Source organism: Clostridium cavendishii DSM 21758 (assembly GCF_900141845.1).
Lineage (GTDB): Bacteria > Bacillota > Clostridia > Clostridiales > Clostridiaceae > Clostridium_AG > Clostridium_AG cavendishii.
Map to the genome: position 1 here is coordinate 46,839 of NZ_FQZB01000010.1, position 21,208 is coordinate 68,046.

At 29.7% G+C, this 21,208-nt stretch carries 18 protein-coding genes; 2 read left to right on the forward strand and 16 right to left on the reverse strand.

Annotated features, from left to right (window positions below; all coding sequences use genetic code 11):
* The 7 genes from pilM to groES form a co-directional block, all read right to left on the reverse strand.
* Positions 1–1,143 (reverse strand): type IV pilus assembly protein PilM, encoded by a 1,143-nt coding sequence (gene pilM / locus BUB01_RS11765; RefSeq protein WP_072987720.1) that lies wholly within the window; start codon positions 1,141–1,143, stop codon positions 1–3.
* 90 nt (positions 1,144–1,233) lie between these two features.
* Positions 1,234–1,629, reverse strand: coding sequence for a type II secretion system protein (locus tag BUB01_RS11770; protein ID WP_072987723.1), 396 nt, complete (start codon positions 1,627–1,629; stop codon positions 1,234–1,236).
* Between the two features lie 60 nt (positions 1,630–1,689).
* On the reverse strand, positions 1,690–2,898 hold the full coding sequence (locus BUB01_RS11775) for a type II secretion system F family protein (RefSeq protein WP_072987726.1): 1,209 nt from the start codon (positions 2,896–2,898) through the stop codon (positions 1,690–1,692).
* Between the two features lie 20 nt (positions 2,899–2,918).
* Complete coding sequence (locus BUB01_RS11780; protein ID WP_072987729.1) at positions 2,919–4,604, reverse strand: GspE/PulE family protein; 1,686 nt, start codon at positions 4,602–4,604, stop codon at positions 2,919–2,921.
* Between the two features lie 142 nt (positions 4,605–4,746).
* Positions 4,747–5,499: a prepilin peptidase gene (locus tag BUB01_RS11785; RefSeq protein ID WP_072987732.1), complete on the reverse strand. Its 753-nt coding sequence runs from the start codon at positions 5,497–5,499 to the stop codon at positions 4,747–4,749.
* A gap of 280 nt (positions 5,500–5,779) precedes the next feature.
* Positions 5,780–7,411 (reverse strand): chaperonin GroEL, encoded by a 1,632-nt coding sequence (gene groL / locus BUB01_RS11790; RefSeq protein WP_072987735.1) that lies wholly within the window; start codon positions 7,409–7,411, stop codon positions 5,780–5,782.
* Positions 7,412–7,427: 16 nt separating this feature from the next.
* The gene (gene groES, locus BUB01_RS11795) at positions 7,428–7,712 is read right to left on the reverse strand and encodes a co-chaperone GroES (RefSeq protein WP_072987738.1); all 285 of its coding nucleotides are present in this window, start codon (positions 7,710–7,712) and stop codon (positions 7,428–7,430) included.
* Positions 7,713–8,030: 318 nt separating this feature from the next.
* Here groES and BUB01_RS11800 point away from each other — a divergent pair, with 318 nt between their 5' ends.
* On the forward strand, positions 8,031–8,672 hold the full coding sequence (locus BUB01_RS11800) for a TIGR01906 family membrane protein (protein WP_072987741.1): 642 nt from the start codon (positions 8,031–8,033) through the stop codon (positions 8,670–8,672).
* 146 nt (positions 8,673–8,818) lie between these two features.
* Here BUB01_RS11800 and BUB01_RS11805 read toward each other — a convergent pair whose 3' ends face one another.
* From BUB01_RS11805 to treP, 9 genes are all read right to left on the reverse strand, one after another.
* Entirely contained in the window at positions 8,819–10,312 is a 1,494-nt protein-coding gene (locus tag BUB01_RS11805; RefSeq protein WP_072987744.1) for a 4Fe-4S dicluster domain-containing protein, read from the reverse strand.
* A gap of 100 nt (positions 10,313–10,412) precedes the next feature.
* A complete protein-coding gene (locus BUB01_RS11810; RefSeq protein WP_072987747.1) occupies positions 10,413–11,357 on the reverse strand; it encodes a DNA-3-methyladenine glycosylase family protein in 945 nt (314 codons plus the stop codon).
* Between the two features lie 127 nt (positions 11,358–11,484).
* Positions 11,485–12,867: an NADPH-dependent glutamate synthase gene (gene gltA / locus BUB01_RS11815; RefSeq protein WP_072987750.1), complete on the reverse strand. Its 1,383-nt coding sequence runs from the start codon at positions 12,865–12,867 to the stop codon at positions 11,485–11,487.
* Positions 12,867–13,757 carry a sulfide/dihydroorotate dehydrogenase-like FAD/NAD-binding protein gene (locus BUB01_RS11820; RefSeq protein WP_072987753.1) on the reverse strand — a complete coding sequence of 297 codons (891 nt, stop codon included), beginning with the start codon at positions 13,755–13,757 and terminating at the stop codon, positions 12,867–12,869. Before BUB01_RS11820 ends, gltA begins: the two co-directional genes overlap by 1 nt.
* A gap of 104 nt (positions 13,758–13,861) precedes the next feature.
* Complete coding sequence (locus BUB01_RS23590) at positions 13,862–14,011, reverse strand: hypothetical protein (protein WP_207649988.1); 150 nt, start codon at positions 14,009–14,011, stop codon at positions 13,862–13,864.
* 47 nt (positions 14,012–14,058) lie between these two features.
* Complete coding sequence (locus BUB01_RS11825) at positions 14,059–15,762, reverse strand: ABC transporter ATP-binding protein (protein WP_072987756.1); 1,704 nt, start codon at positions 15,760–15,762, stop codon at positions 14,059–14,061.
* A 137-nt stretch (positions 15,763–15,899) separates the two neighbouring features.
* On the reverse strand, positions 15,900–16,829 hold the full coding sequence (locus BUB01_RS11830) for an alpha/beta hydrolase (protein WP_084108705.1): 930 nt from the start codon (positions 16,827–16,829) through the stop codon (positions 15,900–15,902).
* A gap of 289 nt (positions 16,830–17,118) precedes the next feature.
* On the reverse strand, positions 17,119–18,786 hold the full coding sequence (treC, locus tag BUB01_RS11835) for an alpha,alpha-phosphotrehalase (protein ID WP_072987759.1): 1,668 nt from the start codon (positions 18,784–18,786) through the stop codon (positions 17,119–17,121).
* Between the two features lie 84 nt (positions 18,787–18,870).
* Positions 18,871–20,301, reverse strand: coding sequence for a PTS system trehalose-specific EIIBC component (treP, locus tag BUB01_RS11840; protein WP_072987762.1), 1,431 nt, complete (start codon positions 20,299–20,301; stop codon positions 18,871–18,873).
* Between the two features lie 188 nt (positions 20,302–20,489).
* Here treP and treR point away from each other — a divergent pair, with 188 nt between their 5' ends.
* A complete protein-coding gene (gene treR, locus BUB01_RS11845) occupies positions 20,490–21,203 on the forward strand; it encodes a trehalose operon repressor (protein ID WP_072987765.1) in 714 nt (237 codons plus the stop codon).
* The last annotated feature ends 5 nt before the right edge of the window (positions 21,204–21,208 follow it).

A 21,208-nucleotide genomic window follows, 5' to 3' on the forward strand; every position in this document is an offset into this window, starting at 1 on the left:
TTAAAGCCTTATTAATGCCCCAAAGGCATTTAAATAATCTTCTATATTATCTACTTTTATCTTTTTATCTATATCTATATTGTCAATGGATGATATTTTAGATACTGCTATACCTAATTTCTTTTCCATGTATTGTTCTAACCCATTTAAATTAGAGGTACCTCCGTAAAGATAAACCTTACTAACCTTATTTCCTATGTTTTTATTGGCATAAAATTGTATTATCCTTCTTAATTCTTCTATCCATTCATTTACTGTTTCTTTTACTACTTCATTAAGCTCATTATTTAAATCAAAACTTCCTAAATCTACTTCACTTTTTTTCTTATTTTCAGCTTCTTCTAAATTTATTTCAAACTTATCGGCTATTTTATTATCTATTATATTCCCGCCTGTTTTCATTATTCTCATAAACTCAAGCTTTCCATTAAGCATTATAGATACATCAAAGCTTTCAGCTCCCATATCTATAAACAATGTGGTACCTTGTACACTTTTTAAACTTCCATTTACTGCATTACAATTATCATATAACTTTTTTATTGAGTTATTGTGTAAATCCAAAGCATTTGGTTTTAATCCAATATTAGCTGCCATATCGAAATAAGATCTAGCTATTCTCTTAGGATAAGCAACTACAATTAACCTATTCCTTACTGCCTCTGTCTCTTGAACCTCTTCTATTTCTGAATACTGAAGTATATAATCGTTAAGGTTTATAGGCAAAAACTGTTGAATCTCATACCTAACTAAAGTATCTAACTCATCACCATAAACCTTAGGCACTGTAACTTCTCTATTTATTATAGATGTAGAATTATTAGTAAAAGCTACATCCTTTACCTTAATACCTTGATTATTTAAAACAGCTCTTATGTTTTTACCTAAAAGGACCCCATTAACTAAAGTACCATCTGTTAAAGAGTTTTCAGCCGTTTTAATTCTCATAACCTTATTTATATAAAGAATATCTTTTCTTTTCTCACCTACAACTATCTTAGTAAATTTACTTCCTATGTCTATAGAAACTAACTTAATAGATTTTTGTACAGACCTTTTAGGTTTAGAAGCTTTTTTTATTTTTTTCTCTTCAGTAACAGCTTCTTTAAAGGTCAGACCCTTTTTTTCAACCTTCTCTTCCAAAAATATCACCCTTTCAAATAAAATGGCTTTTCTAAAAATAAGTGTAAAGTTCTTAGAACCTTACACTTATTTTATTTAAATATAGTTATATCATGGTTTTAATTTAACACTAACATCATTTGACTGTACATCTATTTCAAATGTTGTCTTAGTCTTATCTGCTGGTTCTTTAACTTGATTTAGTGCATCTTTAACTGTTTGAGGATTACTAATTGTAACACCATTAGCTGCTGGTGTTAATGTTTTAGAACTTGGAACATAATCAATTTTTCCTGAACCAGTTATTTCTCTATCAGATATTTCTGTTAATATAATTCTCTTAACTTGCTCAATACTCGCATTATCAGCTTTAGTTTCCGAATTCTTTCTTACATTTACAAAGTTCGGTATAGCAATTGCTGCAATTATAACAAGTACTGCTAATACTATGATAAGTTCGATTAGGGTAAAACCCTTCTTTTTGTTATTTTTTGTTCTTTTAATCATTATAAAAGACCCCCTATATTTTAATATTTTTTGTATTTAAAAGGCTTAGCCTTATAAATCTTATTTAATTGTTTGGAACATAGTAAACATCGGTGTCATCATAGATATTATTACAAAACCTATTACAACCCCCATTATAATTATCATTATAGGTTCCAGCATTGCTGTAAAAGCCTGAACTGCTCTGTCTAATTCGTCATCATAAAAGTCTGCTGTCTTTGCCAATATATCATCTAAAGCACCTGATTCCTCACCTATTTTTACCATTGAGCCTAACATAGGAGGAAAAACTCCAGCTTCCTTTATAGGCTCAGATAATCCTTCACCCTTAAGTATCCTCTCTTTTATTTTCCTTATTTCTGCTTCAGCTAATTTATTGTTTACAACTCCAGCTACTACATCTAAGGATTGCATTAAACTAACACCAGCTGATAGAACAGTTGCAAGACTTCTTGTAAATTTAGAAACTACTAATTGTTGATTTATTCTTTTAAATATTGAATATTTTAACTTAAAACTACTATATTTCATTATCCCGTCTTCATTTTTTGTACAATAATACCTAATACTTACAACAATAGCTATTATCACTGGAAAAATTATAAACCAATAATCTCTTATTCCATAACTTAAAGCTAATGTAAATCTTGTAGTCCATGGAAGTGGCACCCCTGATTCGGTAAACATACTAACAAACATAGGCATTAAAATAGTAAGTATTAATATAACAACTCCGATTGTCAAAATCGCTAATATTGCAGGATATATCATAGCATTTCTAACCTTACCATTTAACTTATTTTCATTTTCATAATAAACAGCCATTCTTTTAAGAATTGTATCTAATGTACCACTGACTTCTCCAACCTCTATCATACTTATTAAAAGTGGAGGAAAGACATTTTGATGTTCTTTCATAGACGAAGATAAACTTTCTCCCTTTTTTATAGATTCATCAATCTTACTTAATATGTCCCTAAGTCTTTTATTAGGTAATTGAGTTGCTAGTATATTAACTGCATAACTTATAGATACACCAGCCTCTATCATAGTTGAAAATTGTCGGCAAAAAATTGATAAGTCCTTAGTTTTTATCCTTGAATTTTTACCAAATTCAATTTTTGTCCCCTCGTTTAACTCTTCTACTAATAAAGGATAGCAATCATTAGAGGTTATCATAGCTAAAACTTCATCTTTTGAAGTTGCTTCATAGACACCTTCTGAACGTTCACCAGCCTTACTCATAGCTTTAAATTTAAACTTTCCCATCTACTTCCCTCTTCTCATTTTTATTCTCCAAGGAATGTAATATTAATCATTTCCTCAACTGTAGTTATACCTTCTAATACAAGCTCCCTACATCTCATTGACAATGTTTTCATGCCTTTCTTCACCGCTAAGTCCTTAATCTTATCAGAGTTTTGAGTGTGTAAAATAAGTTCTCTTAACTCTCTATCTACTTCCATTATTTCATATACACCACGTCTACCTTTATAGCCACTTTTATTGCAATATACGCACCCTTCACCTTTATAAACTGTAAGAGGCTTGTCCTCGGCTACTCCCATAACCCTTTTTTCATAAGCAGTTGCTTCATGAGCCACTTTGCAGTTAGGGCAAATTTTTCTTACAAGTCTTTGTGCTACAATGCCTGAAACAGCTGTAGATACTAAATATGCTTCTATCCCCATATCCACAAGTCTTACCATAGATGCTGGAGCATCATTTGTATGAAGTGTACTTAACACTAAGTGACCTGTGATAGATGCTCTTACTGCTATTTGAGCAGTTTCATTGTCTCTTATTTCACCTATCATTACTATATCAGGGTCTTGTCTAAGTATTGATCTTAACCCTGATGCAAAGGTAAGCCCTGCTTTGTTGTTTACTGTTACTTGATTTATTCCTTCTAAAGAATACTCTACTGGGTCTTCTACTGTAATTATATTCTTGTCTTCTTTGTTTAATTCACTTAATATAGTATAAAGTGTAGTAGATTTACCACTTCCTGTAGGTCCTGTAACAAGTATTATTCCATATGGACTTTTTATAATATTATCTATTTTTTGTAGCTCTTCTTCCGTAAATCCTAAATCCTTTTTATCTACCTTATAGTTGTCCTTGTCTAGAACTCTGATTACCACCTTCTCACCAGTTATAAGTGGAAGGATGGAAACTCTCATGTCTACAGCTTTATCTCCTATGTTAGTCATTACTCTACCATCCTGTGGTATCCTTTTTTCTGCTATATTAAGATTAGCTAATATCTTAATTCTTGTAACTAAAGCACCTAGAGCATCACGATTTAAAGTTGATACAGTTTGAAGTTGTCCATCTACTCTATATCTTATTCTGATATAATTCTCGTAAGGCTCTATATGTATATCTGAAGCACCTTGTTCAATTGCATTTTTAAACAAGTACTCAACCATCTTTACTGCTGGTGCATTCTTAATGTCATCTATTTCTTCTTCTTCTTCCTCTTCTTTAGCAGTATGCATTTTTTCCTTAGACAATTCTTCAGCTGCATTTATTACATTTTCACCAGAATAATACCTCTCAGTAGCTTGTGTTATCTCTTCCTTAGTAGCTATATAAGCCTTTACCTGAAGTCCAGTTGAAATTCCCACATCATCTATAGCAAAAATATTTAAGGGATCAGCTACAGCTATTTTTATAATATTTTCTTCTATTTCATAAGGAAATAAATCATGTTTCTTACACATGGCTTGAGGAATAAGTCTTACAGCCCTTTTGTCCACAACTATCATATCTAATTGAACACGTTCTATACCTAACTGCTTTTCTAAAACATTTATAATATCTTCATGGGTTACAAGACCCTCTTCAACTAAAATCTCACCTAATTTTTTCCCTTCTACTCTTTGTCTTTTAAGAGCTTTTTGAAGTTGAGGCAAGTTTATTTTCTTTTCTTCTACTAGTAAATCACCTAAACGCTTTTTTCTAATACTCATAAGTCACATTGCTCCTTACTCATAATCTAGTAATACCAAGTTATACCTTTCTATACTTAAAGTATATCAATCAAATACCTTATTTACAATAAATTCATTATTTTATTTTTTTTCACTTATCGACATTTATTTACCATATTTATCATAAAAGAAATGAATAATACTTTTCTATTATTGTTGACCCTATAAAAATAGCTAGTAAAAATCCCATTCCTATATAAGGTCCAAAAGGTATATAATCTTTTTTTGATTTTATTTTTAACAGTACTAAAATTACTCCAATAATGCCACCCAAAATAAACGAGGTTAATATCATAAATATTGTTAACTTCCATCCTAGAAATAAACTACCTATTAATGCAATATCCAAATCTCCAGCACCCATTCCACATATTAAATAAACTATTATTCCAAAAGTAATTCCTGCAATAAGTACTGCTATTAAATAGTTTTTAAAATCTCCATTATATTTAAATATTTCAATAGCATCGAAGATAACAGCTACCCCTATACCAAAATGAGTTACTTCTTGATATACATCTGTAGTATCAAAATCTATTAATGATATTACTATCATTATAGAAGCGGCTAATATATATTTTACTGTTATTAGTGCAAGTCCATATTTTTCATAAATAGCTAAGAATACAATACCTGTAAATAATTCTACTAATAGATATCTTATAGAAACTTTCTCTTTACAATATCTACATCTCCCTTTTAAAAACAAATAACTAAATATAGGTACTAAGTCTTTAGCTGCTAATTTATGATTACAACTACCACAATGTGATGGTGGAGATACTATAGATTCTTCATTTGGTATTCTATAAATACATACATTTAAAAAACTTCCTATTACTACTCCAATTATAAATATAAAAATATCTATCATTGTCCTTCCTCCACATTTAATATATGTCTTTAAATTTTCATTATTACATATTTAAAGTAATCTCTTGATTTCAACATTAAAAAATTAAAATAAGATTAAATTTTAATTCTATAGCCAAATATTTTTCGCAAAATTTCCTTTACATACAATTATCTTATAATTAATGAAAATTTTTCATATTCTTATCAATTATATTATGTATTCTAAAACAAAAAAAAGCAAGGCTATAGCCTTACTTTTTTTGTTAAATTTTTTATTTAATTAAATTTAAATTTTGATTTTAGTACATTCCATCCATTCCCATTCCCATACCTGGAGCTCCTGGCATTGGAGGATTCTTTTCTGGAATATCAACTACTGCTGCTTCTGTAGTTAAGAAAGTTGATGCTACTGATGCTGCATTTTGAAGTGCTGATCTAGTAACCTTAGTTGGATCTACTATACCAACCTTTAACATATTTACATATTGACCATGAAGGGCATCATATCCCATACCTGCTTCACTATTTCTAACTTTTTCTATTATAACTGAACCTTCTGCTCCAGCATTGTAAGCTATTTGTCTCATAGGTTCTTCTAGCGATCTTACTATTATATTTATACCAACTTGAGTATCTGCTACGTCTGAAGTTAATTTAGCTACTTCATTTATAACACTAACATAAGCAGTTCCACCACCTGGTACTATACCTTCTTCTACTGCTGCCTTTGTAGCTGCTAGAGCATCTTCTATTCTTAATTTTCTTTCTTTAAGTTCTGTTTCAGTAGCTGCTCCTACTTTTATAACTGCAACTCCACCAGCAAGTTTTGCTAATCTTTCTTGAAGCTTTTCTTTATCAAATTCTGATGTAGTTTCTTCTAATTGAGTTCTTATTTGGTGGACTCTATCGTGAATTGCTTTAGAGTCTCCTTTACCATTTACTATAGTAGTACTTTCTTTACCTATTTTAATGCTTTCGGCTTGACCTAACATATCTATAGTAGCTTCTTTTAAGTCTCTTCCTAACTCTTCTGATATTACAGTACCACCTGTAAGTATAGCTATATCTTGAAGCATTTCTTTTCTTCTATCTCCAAATCCTGGTGCTTTTACAGCTACGCAAGTAAATGTTCCTCTTAATTTATTTACAACTAAAGTTGCAACAGCTTCGCCTTCTACATCTTCAGCTATTATTAACAACTTTTTACCTGCTTGAACTATTTGCTCAAGTATTGGAAGTATTTCTTGGATATTTGATATCTTTTTATCTGTTATTAAGATATATGGATTATCTAATACTGCCTCCATTTTTTCTGTATCTGTAACCATGTAAGGTGATACATATCCTCTATCAAATTGCATACCTTCAACTACATCAAGTTCAGTTCCCATGGATTTTGATTCTTCAACAGTTATAACACCTTCATTACCAACTTTCTTCATAGCGTCTGCTATAAGTTTACCTATAGTATCATCTGAAGCTGATATAGCAGCAACTCTAGCTATATCTTCTGAACCTGCTACTGGTTTTGATATTTTCTTTATTTCTTCTACTGCTTTATCTACTGCTTGATTTATACCAGTTCTAATTAACATTGGGTTAGCACCAGCAGTCACATTTTTTAATCCTTCTCTTATTATAGCTTGAGCTAAAAGTGTAGCTGTAGTTGTTCCATCTCCTGCTACATCATTAGTTTTAGTTGCAACTTCTTTTACAAGTTGTGCTCCCATGTTTTCATAGGCATCTTCAAGTTCTATTTCTCTAGCTATAGATACACCATCATTTGTTATAAGTGGTGATCCAAACTTTTTATCTAAAACTACGTTTCTTCCTTTAGGTCCTAAAGTAACCTTTACTGTATCAGCAAGCTTATCAACACCTGCTTGCATTGCTCTTCTTGCTTCTTCTCCAAACATAATTGTTTTTGCCATAATTAAAACCTCCCTCTTATTCTACTATTGCTAAAATATCATCTTGCTTTAAAATTACGTATTCTACACCATCAAATTTAACTTCTGTTCCTGCATATTTTGAGAATAGAACTTTATCTTTAACTTTAACTTCCATTTCTATCCTCTTGCCATCTACTATAGCACCAGGTCCTACTGCTACTACTTCTGCTTCTTGTGGTCTTTCCTTTGCTGTACCTGTAAGCACTATACCACTTTTAGTGGTTTCTTCTGCTTCTAACCTTTTAATTACTACTCTGTCTCCAAGTGGTTTAATATTCATAAGTAAAAACCTCCTTTAAATTAAAGCTATATTTATATATTATTTTCATTTTGTTAGCACTCATTAATAAAGAGTGCTAATACAATTATTATAATAGCCAAAACATGGATTTAATTCAACTAGAATAACAAATTTATTTTTCTTTTTTTAGGCCAATAATTGCTATTGAATGAAAATATTATCCGCTCTCTTAAGTTTACTCTATTTTTTTAATTTTTTCACTATTTTTTACTAATTGTTAATTATTAGAGTTTGAAATTTGGTCAATAATAATATAGGATATATTTATATTTTTGCCAAGAAAGGATTTTTTAATTAATGAAAAACTTAAAAATTTTTGTAAGTTCAATATTAATATTCTTATTCTCCTTAGGGGTTATTGTCATTTCAGTATTAAACTTAACACCTATATATGGTTTTTTTATAAGATATTATAATTTAGAAGCAGCTACTGGTTTATCTTCTTTACAGCTTAAACAAGAATTTAAAACCTTAATAAATTATTTACAATCTCCTTTTATACATAATTTAAAATTTTCTTATTTTTCTATGTCTAAACGAGGGCAAATTCATTTTAGTGATGTAAAAAATATCTTTATATTTATATATAGCCTATTAATCTTGATTTTAGTAATAAAAATTTTCTTTATCTTAAAATCTAGAAAAAAATTAATAACTAAGAATTATAAAAGTTTTAATTATTTCTTTTATATAACTCTTTGTTTTACCTTAACCTTAATCACTTTTACGTTTTTTGACTTCACCGAACTTTTTTATGCTTTTCATAGACTTTTATTTTCAAATAACTATTGGATATTTGATCCTTCAACAGACCCTATAATACTAGCCCTACCTGAAGATGTTTTTATGAACTATGGTTTAATTATAATCTCCACTTTATTATGTGAAGCTATAGTTCTTAAAATTATCTACATAAAGAAAAAAGTACTCATTAATTAACGAGTACTTTTTTTACCATTCATATTATAACTCATATAATTTTAGTTAAAACTAAAAAGCTTTCACATATTACTTCATATGGTATTCATAGAAAGTGACTTATTCCATTTGTTTAAGTGTACAGAAGGAACTATTGATTCTAAAAATTACTTTCTATCAAGATTAATTTTTTCAAACTCCTCAAGCGCTTCATTCTCTATTACTGCCTTTTTAGTAGCCTCTGAATTTTGTTTAATAAATATATTCTTTGCTCTCATAGCCGATGTTACTGTACCTGCACCATTTATACAACCACCATCACACATCATACCTTCTATAAAATTACCTGGTAGTTTCTTCACTTTTGCTAGAGTCATACATTTCTTGATTTCTACCCCAGAAGCTTTTACTGGCTTAAATTCTAATTTAATATTTTCTGAGCTTGTATAATTCTTTATAGCTTCTGTTAATCCACCATGAGCACCAAAGCCTCTTCCAAATATTGAAGCATCATTTACTTCACATGGTTCTATATTTGCTGTTTCTATATTAAAAGCATCTAATAAAGCTAAAAGTTCCTCAAAAGTTATTACATAATCTACTGCATCTTTAATTGCTTCTTTTACAGCTTCCGATTTTTTGGCTGTACATGGTCCTATAAATACGACCTTCGAATCTTTGTGCTTAGCTTTTATATACCTTGCTGTAGCTATCATCGGTGACACTGAATTTGATATATTTTTAATTTCACTTGGATATTTCTTTTCTATATATGATAAAAAGCCTGGACAACAAGAATTTGTCATATACTTTTCGCCATTTTCTATTCTTTCTATAAATTCTTTACTCTCATGAACTGTTACAGCATCAGCACCACAAGCAGCTTCTACCATATCTTTAAAACCTAAACTTAATAGTGCTGCTTTTATTTGTCCATAACTAACATTATTACCAAATTGACCTACTATTGCTGGCGCTACAACTGCATATATATTTTCTTTTTTCTCTAAAGCGGCTGCTACTGGAACTATTAAGCTTCTGTCTGATATAGCTCCAAAAGGGCAAGCCGACATACATCTACCACAATTAACACACTCTTCTTCTTTTATCATTGCCTTTCTACTATCTGTATCGACATCCAAAGCACCAGTAGGACAAGATATCTTACAAGGTCTCATAACTTCTGATACAGCATCATAAGGACATGCTTTTTTACACATACCACATTCTTTACAAAGTTCTTGATTTATATAAGCTCTTCCCCCTATGTAAGTAATAGCATTTGCAGGACACGCCTCCTTGCATCTATGTGCTAAACATCCCCTACAGGCTTCTGTTACTACGAATTTATTAATTGGACATCTATCACAAGCCGCATCTATAACATATATTATTTGCTCATGATCCTTTATATCTTTAAGGTTAACTTCCTTGTTATCACCATCTGCCAAAAATCCTGCTGCAAGCTTTGCTCTTTCTATAACTATAGCTCTTTCTTTATAGACACAACATCTATATTCTGCCTTATCCCCTTTTATTATTTCATAAGGAATCTTCTCAAGTTCATCTAAAGTAACCTTATCTTCTCTTGCAAGTATAGCAACACTTTTTAAAACCTCATGTTTTAATTTTTTTAATTGTGTTTCAAATTGAAAGTTCATAAATATCTCCCCTCATCCCCAATATTTTACCATTAAATTATAACACAACTTTTTTAAATTTATAACGTCAATTTAATCAAAATTATTACATTTTTCGAGGTTAAACCTTTATATTTTTTTCTCTTGCATAATAGAAAAGATATTGTTGAGCACAGCCTGATAACTCTTTAAATTTATCTCTTGCAAAAATTCTTATTTTATTCAATGATACATCTGGGGCTAAATAGAAATGCTGCATAGCTCTCTTAACCCATACATCCACTGGAAAACTTGAATGTTTCTCCATGGAGAATAGCATTATACAATCAGCAACTTTAGCTCCTACTCCCATAAATTTTTGGAGTGCCACATGACAATCATCATCACTTAAATTATATATATATTCTAAATCATAATTTAATCTTTCATCACTAGCTCTTAATGATTCTATCTCCTCTTTAGATTTACCTTGCTTTAAATTATTACATTCATAAATTTTAGCCACAGTATCATAAATATATTTACTTCTAAAGGATGCTCCTGTTTCTCTTATTTCATCTACAGTTACTTTTGAAAACTCTTCTTCTGTTGGAAAAGCATAATATTTTTTCCCCTTATACTCTATTTCTTTTCCCCATTTCTCACTTATCTTCTTAATAGTTTTTGAGATTACAGGTATAGAATTTCTTGCTGATATAATAAAAGATATCACAAGTTCAAAGGGTTCTTGATTAAGTATCCTTATTCCATAACCATATTCTACAGCCTTTTTTAATAACTCATCCTTTGATAATTCTTCTTTTATCTCATTATAATCTCTTGCTAAATCAAAATACTTAAACCAAATATTTTCAAAGTCTTCTTTGTTAGTATTATGTATTATAACATCGTTATCTTTTTGTTCTAGTTCTAATACCTTACCATAAGCCACACCTATGTAATTCCCATTGTCTTGTTTTTCCCATCTAAAGCATTGACCACATTCAAAGGTTTGTTTTATATTAAAACTTGTTGCATTTTTTATAATAACCTTATCTTCGCAGTATTCTATCTTTTCAAAATCCATTTCTACCACCTAATTTCTTTATATTTTCTTCTATATTTAATTTTATCAGATAATAAATATTAGTAAATATTAATTTCAAATTAAACATAAAAAGTTCACAGTTTATTCTGTGAACTTTTTATGTTTTTTATTTATTTAAATATTCATCTATAGCCTTAGCAGCTTTTTTACCAGCACCCATTGCAAGTATTACTGTTGCTGCCCCTGTTACGGCATCACCACCAGCATATACTCCTTCTCTTGAAGTTAACCCTGTTTCTTCTTCAGCTATTATACATCTTCTCTTATTTATATCTAAGCCCTCAGTTGTTGAAGATATTAATGGATTTGGTGAAGTTCCAAGGGACATTATTACTGTATCTAGTTCCATTATAAATTCTGAGCCTTCTATTTCTCTTGGTGATCTTCTTCCTGAAGCATCTGGTTCCCCAAGTTCCATTTTCACGCACTTCATAGCTTTTACCCAGCCTTTTTCATCTTGCAATATTTCTACTGGATTAGTTAATACATCAAAGATTATACCTTCTTCTTTTGCATGATGAACTTCTTCAATTCTTGCTGGAAGTTCTGACTCACCTCTTCTATATACTATGTGAACCTCTGCTCCAAGTCTTAATGCAGTTCTTGCAGCATCCATTGCTACATTTCCTCCACCAACTACAGCTACTTTAGAACCCACTTTTATAGGAGTTTCATATCCTTCTTTAAAAGCTTTCATTAGGTTATTTCTAGTTAGGAATTCATTTGCTGAGAACACTCCATTAGCATTTTCTCCTGGTATTCCCATGAATCTTGGAAGACCTGCTCCTGAACCTATGAATACAGCCTTGAAGTCTTCTTCCTCAAAAAGCTGATCTATAGTTACAGTTCTACCTATAATAACATTAGTCTCTATAGTTACTCCTAATTTCTTTAAGCTTTCTATTTCATGCTTAACTACAGTTTCTTTTGGAAGTCTGAATTCTGGTATACCATAAACTAAAACTCCGCCTGCTTCATGTAAAGCTTCGAATATAGTAACATCATAGCCCATCCTAGCTAAATCTCCCGCACAAGTTAAACCTGCAGGACCGCTACCTATAACAGCTACTTTTTTACCATTCTTATCAACCTTTTCTGTTAAGTCTATATTATTTTCTCTAGTCCAATCTGCTACAAAACGTTCTAGCTTACCTATTGATACAGCTTCACCTTTTATTCCTAAAACACATTGCCCTTCACATTGACTTTCTTGCGGACAAACTCTTCCACATACTGCTGGAAGTGCTGAAGATTTTGCTATTACTTTAGCTGCTGATTCAATATCCCCTTCCTTTACTTTACTTATAAATTCAGGTATTGATATATTAACTGGACACTTAGAAACACATTTTGGATTTTTACAATTTAAACATCTTTGAGCTTCTAATAATGCTTCTTCCTTATTATATCCAAGACATACTTCTTTAAAGTTCTTTGCTCTTTCCTTTGGATCTTGTTCTCTAACTGGAACTCTCTTAAATCTATCCATTAATTATCACCTCCGCACTGACCACATCCGCCATGATGAGTGTCGCCTTCAACTTCCCTAAGTACTTTTCTTCCTTCTTCTGTCTTATACATAGTTTGTCTTCTCATAGCCTCGTCAAAATTAACAAGATGTCCATCAAATTCTGGTCCATCTACACAAGCAAATTTAACTTTTCCTCCTACAGTAACTCTACATGCCCCACACATACCTGTTCCGTCTACCATTATAGGATTCAAGCTAACTACTGTTGGTATATTTAATTCTTTAGTTAATAAAGTTACAAATTTCATCATTATCATAGGTCCTATAGCTACAACCAAGTCATATTTCTTTCCTTGATTTTCTACTAAATCCTTAAGTACAGTTGTAACTAACCCTTTTTGTCCATATGATCCATCATCAGTAGTTATATAAAAGTTACCTGCTACTTCTCTCATTTCATTTTCAAGTATAAGCATGTCCTTAGTTTTAGATCCAACTATAACATCTGCCTTAATCCCATGATTGTGAAGCCATTTTACCTGTGGATAAACTGGAGCTGTTCCTACTCCACCTGCTATAAATAATATATTCTTTTGTTTTAAATCTTCTAGACTCTCATGAACTAACTCTGATTCTCTTCCTAAAGGTCCTACAAAATCGCTAAAGAAATCCCCTTCTTTAAGCTCTGCCATTTTCTTTGTAGAAGTCCCCATAGTTTGGAATACTATAGTAACTGTCCCTGCTTCTTTGTCATAATCACAAATTGTAAGTGGAATTCTTTCCCCAATATCATCCACCTTAACTATTAAGAATTGACCTGGATTACTTGCTTTTGCAACCCTTGGTGCATATACATCCATAAGATATATATTTTCTGCTAACAAACTTTTTTTTACTATCTTATACAAATTTTGTACCCCCTTATAAAAATAATCATACTTCTATTATACTAATCCATCTTTTGTAAATTCAACTTTAATATGAATATTTTTTATTATTTATTAATTTTATTTTATAAAAGATATTTTGTTGTTAATTTTACTTTTAAATCTTTATCATTTTCCAAACTAACTAATATTATAATTATTAGTTCTGTGGTTAACTTAATATCTCTTATAAGTAAGAATCCAAATCTTAGATTTGGTAATTCGAACTTACTCACTCGAATGAAATGAGAAGGAGTTTCCTTTATATAATATTCAAATATAATTAATACATTCCATGAAGGGATGCATATATTCCATTTAAATTCACAAGTTCTGAATGAGTTCCCCTCTCTTCTATCCCCTTATCTGTTAGAACTACAATCTCATCTGCATTTTTAACTGTAGTAAGTCTATGTGCTACAACTAAAGTAGTTCTTTCTTTACTTAATTCTTCTAAAGATTTTTGAATCTCATATTCTGTTACATTATCTAAAGCTGAAGTAGCTTCATCTAAAATAAGTATTGGTGGATTCTTTAAAAATACTCTTGCTATAGATATTCTTTGCTTTTGTCCGCCTGAAAGTTTAACTCCTCTTTCACCTATATAGGTGTCATACCCCTCTTCAAGACTCATTATAAAGTTATGAAGGCTTGCTCTTTTTGCAGCTTCTATCATCTGCTCTTCTGTAGCTTCTGTATTTCCATATAAAATATTGTCCCTTATAGTTCCAGTAAATAAGAATACTTCTTGTTGAACAACACCAATAGAATCTCTTAAAGAATTAAGAGAAACATCCTTAATACTTACATCATCTATTAATATATCTCCTTGCTCAAAATCATAGAATCTTGGAATCAGGTTACATAGTGTTGATTTTCCCCCACCAGATGGTCCAACTAAAGCCACCATTTTACCAGCGTCTATCTTTAAGCTTAAATCTTCTAATATACTTTCTTTTTCTTCATACCTAAAGCTTACATCCTTTATTTCTATTTTTCCTCTAACATCTTTAAGTTCTTTAGGATTATCAACTTCTTTTTCTTTATCTTCATTTACTATATCCATAATTCTTTGGAAGCCTGTAACACCAGATTGGTACATCTCATTAAAGTTTATAAGCTTTCTTATAGGTTGAAGTAACATTTTTATATATAGTATATATGCTACATAATCACCTAAACTAATCTTACCTTGATAAGCAAAATATCCTCCAGCCCCTAAAACTACTAGTTCTAGTATATCTACAAATAAAAACATTCCTGAAAAATATTCAGCCATTGATTTATACGCAAATTCTCTAGCATCTTTGAATATATTGTTACTTTCATTAAATTTATGAAGTTCATATTCTTTATTTCCAAAGGATTTTGTTACTTTTATACCTGAAATACTATTTTCTAAGCCAGCATTAACATCACCAGTTTTTTCTCTAGTTTTCAAAAATGCATCTAACATTTGTTGTCTTTTATGAATTGTATACCAAATAAGTACTGGCAAAAAAGCGAAAACTATTATTGTAAGTGGAACATTTACATTTAATAAGATTACAAAGGATCCTACTATTGTAACTATAGATATAAATAAATCCTCTGGCCCATGATGTGCAAGCTCTGAAATATCCATTAAATCATTTATTATTCTTGACATAATTACTCCTGTTTTATTATTGTCAAAATAAGTACAAGGTAGGTCTTGAAGATGTGTGAATACTTCTTTTCTCATATCTGCTTGCATTCTAACACCTATAACATGTCCATAATATTGCATAAAATAATTTAAACCTGCTTTTATTATAAATAAAATAACTAAGACTATAGTAAATACAATTAATGTATTTAACTTTCTATTAGGTACCACATCATTCATAATATTTCTTGTGAGCATAGGATAAAACAAATCACAAGCAGCTACGAAAAATGCAGCTAATAAGTCCAAAATAAATACTTTTTTATACGGTTTATAATATGTTATAAATTTTTTAAACAAAAAATCACCTTCTTTCATGAATTTAATTATTTTAATCTAGTATACCGCTATTCAAAATCCTTGGTCAAGCCTAGACAAACGTAAAAAAACTCCTACCTATAATAAGTAGGAGTTCCAAATCTAAAAATATTTATTAACTATTTTATATTAGAGTTCAAAAATTCTACTACTTTTTTCTCATACTCATCTTTATAAAGTAAATATGATCTTATATGATCTGCCTTTTCAGTAGTCCATAAGGTTACATTCTCTTTATTATTTACGCATGAATAAATATCTTCACTGTTTTTTATAGGTATAGCTTTATCATCTTTACTATGAATTAGAAATAACTTTTTATCTCCTAAAGACTTAGCTGCTTTTATCGCATCTACTTCATTTATATCTATACCTCTTATTAAAGGAAGAGTACTTAAAATTATTTTTGTAAACGGAAAATCAGGTAGTCCTGACCAATATGACATATTTTTTTCTAAATATGGCTTTAAGCTCGAGAAAGGGCTATCTGCTATTACAGCTTGTACATCTTCACTTTCTGATGCTGTTAATATAGATGTTGTTGCTCCCATAGACCATCCAATTAATCCTATATGTTTTGCACCTTTATCCTTTTTAGCAAAATCAATAGCTGCTAATAAATCATATTTTTCAAATGCACCGATAGATGAAAAGTTACCTTCTGAATCCCCAGACGCCCTGAAATCAAATGTAAGTACATTATATCCTTTACTAGCTAATGTTTTTGCAAGGTTTATTACTTTAATATCATAAAGACCTCTACTATCTCCATAACCATGAGAAAAAATTATAGTTTTATCACTTTTTATAGTTTGTCCATTGTTTTGAGCACTTATATACCAACCTTTAAGTAGTGTATTATCTTTTTTACTATTAAAATTAATATCTTCATAATTTAATCCATAGGCTTTTGGATTATCCTTTATTTCTTCTCGTTCTGGCCTAGTTAAGTTCACACCTACATAAACCGAAATAGCTATAATAGATACTAAAATTAGAACTATAATTGCTACTATTATTCCATATATCTTTCTTTTGTTTTTTATCATTATAATCTATCCTTTGTTTTAAATTTTTTATTTAATAATCTATATACTATCACGAATATTTTATTATAGTCAAATATTTTGATTATCCAATAATACCATATAAAAATTTTATTTATTTAACCTCAAATATTAATATATATGTTCAATAAAATATTACATTTAATCAAATATTATCAAAAAAAGAATAATTGTTAATAATTTTAAAATTATAGTGTAGAATATATATTACAATATATATATAATAAAAACCGAAGTTAATTATTATTAAAAAATCAACTTCGGTTACTTATTAAATCATAACTGCAAAAGCTTCATAAGGTCTTAAAGTCATCTCTTTTTGTAATCTACAAAAATCATAATTACTTATAATAAATTGCTGCTTATTTATATCCATATCTAAAAATATATCTACTTGTTCTCCATAAAAATTACATACTACAAGCATTTTTTCATTTTTAAATTCCCTTATATATGCAACTATTTTATCCTGTTCTAACATAATAGTTTTGATTGTTCCCATAGAAATCACATCATATTTTTTTCTTAAACTAATTAAATCTTTATAATGTTTATATATTGAATTTTCTTTAATCATTTCAACTTCTGCATTTATTTCTTTATAGTTTTTGCTAACTTCAATCCAAGGCTCTCCATCAGTAAACCCTGCATTTTTAGAAGAATTCCACTGTACAGGTGTTCTAGAATTATCTCTTGATTTGCTCATCAGAATATCTAAAATGTTCTTTTCTTCCATACCTTTGCTTTTTAATTCATTAAATATATTTAATGATTCTACATCTCTATACTTTTCTATGTTTTCAAAGTTAGGATTAGTCATTCCTATTTCTTCACCTTGATAAATATACGGTGTACCCCTCATTAAATGTATCATAGTTGCTAACATTTTTGCTGATTCTTCTCTATATTTTGTATCATTTCCAAATCTAGATAAACTCCTTGGTTGATCATGGTTACACCAAAACATTGCATTCCATCCATTGCCTTGTTCCATCTCAACCTGCCAATCAAATAATGTTTCTTTTAAAAGCTTAAAATCTACTGGTGCCAAACTCCACTTTTCACCATTAGGATAATCTACCTTTAAATGATGAAAATTAAAAGTCATACTAAGCTCTTTATTCTCTGGATTTGTATATCTGATACAATTTTCAATAGTAGTTGACGACATTTCCCCAACAGTCATACTGCTTGGATATCTTGAAAATACTTGTTCATTCATCTCCTGTAAGTATTCATGTATTTTAGGTCCATCTGTATAAAATCTTCTACCATCTCTATTAGGTGTTATATAATCATCATCAGAAAAATTACTATCTTTAGAAAGTAAATTGACTACATCTAGCCTAAACCCATCTACTCCTTTATCCATCCAAAATCTCATCATTTTAAATATTTCTTCTCTTAGCTTAGGGTTCTCCCAATTTAAATCTGCCTGTGTTTTATCAAATAAATGAAGATAATAACTATCTAAACTTTCTACATATTCCCAAGCAGAACCTGAAAATTTGGATGTCCAATTATTAGGTGCTTTATTATCCTTACCTTGTTTCCATATATAAAAATCATGATATGGATTTTCCTTACCTTTTAGAGCTTCCTTAAACCATTTATGATCTGTTGATGTATGATTTACAACCATATCCATAATAAGTTTCATTCCTTTTTTATGAACAGAATCTAAAAGCTCTTCAAATTTTTCCATATCGCCAAATCTTGGGTCTATATTATAATAATCAGCTATATCATAACCATTATCTCTTTGTGGTGAAACATATATTGGAGTAAGCCATAAAACTTCAACTCCTAAATCCTTTAAATAATCTAACTTTTCTATTATTCCACCTATATCACCTATACCATCGCCATTACTATCTTTAAAGCTCTTAGGATATATTTGATAAACAACTGAAGATTTCCACCAATTATTATTTTCCATAAATCTGCACCTACCTTAAAATTATTCATATGTTAGTTAAAAATATCAAGCTATAGGGAACATAGCGCTCCCTATAGCAGTTAATTACCCCTGAATTCCATTGTCAAATTTTTTATAAAATATTACTGTTAACACCATAGGTACTACTACAGCAACAATCATAGCTATTATATAAGGAACCCAATATTTAGGATTGATAGCTAAGAATGCTGGTAATCCTCCTATACCTATTGAATTAGCTAATACACCTGAAACTATAGCTACTACCGCTGCAGTAGCAGATCCTATTATTGCAGCATAGAATGGATATTTAAATTTTAAATTTATTCCAAACATAGCTGGTTCAGTTACTCCAAGCCAAGCTGATATTCCTGCTGATGCAGCTATTGACTTGATTTTATCATTCTTTTTATATAAAACTAACATCGCTACAGCAGAAGCTCCTTGAGCTATATTGCTTAATGCAATTAAAGGCCAAATCATTGTTCCACCATTTGCTATAAGTTGTAAATCTACTGCTATAAATGTATGGTGAAGCCCTGTTATAACTAATGGTGCATAGCATAAACCAAAAATTATTGCTCCTACAACTTTGAATGGACCTGTTAATAAATAATTAAATACAAATGCTATTCCATTACCTAGTTCACGAGAAATTGGTCCTATTATTATATATGATAATAACATAGTTAATAATAAAGTTGTAAATGGTATAATTATCAATTTCAGTACATCTGGTATATATTTACGTAAGGTTAATTCTAATTTTGCAAGTACTATACCTGATAAAATTGCTGGTATAACTTGTGCTTGATACCCAACTTTATCAATTGTAAATAATCCAAAATTCCAGAAAGGAACTTTGCCTGCTTGAAGTGCCTCTGCATAACCATATGCATTAAGTAATTGTGGAGAAACTAAAGTTATACCTAATATTATTCCTAAAATTTCAGAACCACCAAATTTTTTAACAGTTGACCAAGTTATAGCTACTGGTAAAAAATGAAATATTGCTTCACCTAGTACCCATAAGAAACTATGAACTTCGCCTAATACAGGATATAATTTAACTAAAGTTTGAGTACCATCTCCAAATATAGCTAAATCACCTATTATATTTCTAAAACCTAATATAAGTCCACCAGTTATTATGGCTGGTAATATAGGAATAAATATTTCAGCAAGTCCTGCTACTAGTCTTTGAATAAGTGACATATTTTCCTGAGCAGCTTTTTTACCTTCTTCCTTTGATTGAATATCTAATTCACTAACCCCAATTAAATCTTCATAAAAAGCTTCAACACTCTGTCCTATAACTACCTGAAACTGACCTGCATTTGTAAAAGTACCTTTTACAGTTGGTAATTTTTCAATTTCCTTAGCCTTTGCCTTTGCTATACTTTCATTTTTTAGAACGAATCTTAATCTAGTTACACAATGAGAAACACTAGCTATATTTTCTTTGCCACCAACTAAATCTAATAACTCAATTGCTTCATTTTTAAATTTACCCACAATTTATCGCCCCTTATTAATTATTTTTGATTACGATTACATTATAACTTGTTTAAACAAGTATGTCAATAACTCGTTTAAACAAGTTATAAATTTTTTTATTTTTTATAATTTTGTGATAAAAGTTATATATGTTATACTTATAATTAACCATATTATTTGAAACTATTAGGGGGATATTAATAGCTATGAAAGGCGTTAAATACACTGATATATATGATTATTTAAAAGACAAAATCCTAAATTTAGACTTCAAGCCAGGTGAAAAATTACCTTCTGAGACTGAGCTTACAACAATGTTTAATGTAAGTAGAAATACTGTTAGACGCGCTATTAGTCAATTAGCCTTCGAAGGTTTTGTAACTAGTATGCATGGTAAAGGAGTATTTGTATTAGAACAAAAGCAATTAAAATTTCTTGTTGGTGGATTACAAAGTTTTAAAGAAGCGTCTCTAAGTAATACAATAACTTTTTCTACAAAGGTAGAGTTATTTGAAACTATCCAAATTAATGAAAAACTATCTAAAAAAACTAACTTTAATATAGATTCTGAAGTAATTCATATTTTAAGATCTAGGAATATAGATGGAGAAAGAACTATTCTTGATATAAATTACTTTTCTAAAGATATTCTTAAAGATTTAACTAAAGAGATTGCTGAAAATTCTATATATGAATATATAGAAAGTTCTCTAAACTTAAAAATAGCAGGTGCTCAAAAAATAATTTCAATAGAGCCTGCTTCTGAATATGATAAAAAATACTTAGATTTAAAAAATTATAATTTAGTTGCTATAATAAAAAACTATGTTTATCTTGAAGATGGTTTATTATTTGAATATACTGAATCTAGACATAGACCTGATAAATTCACATTTTCAACCTTCGCTAAAAGGTTATAAATTAT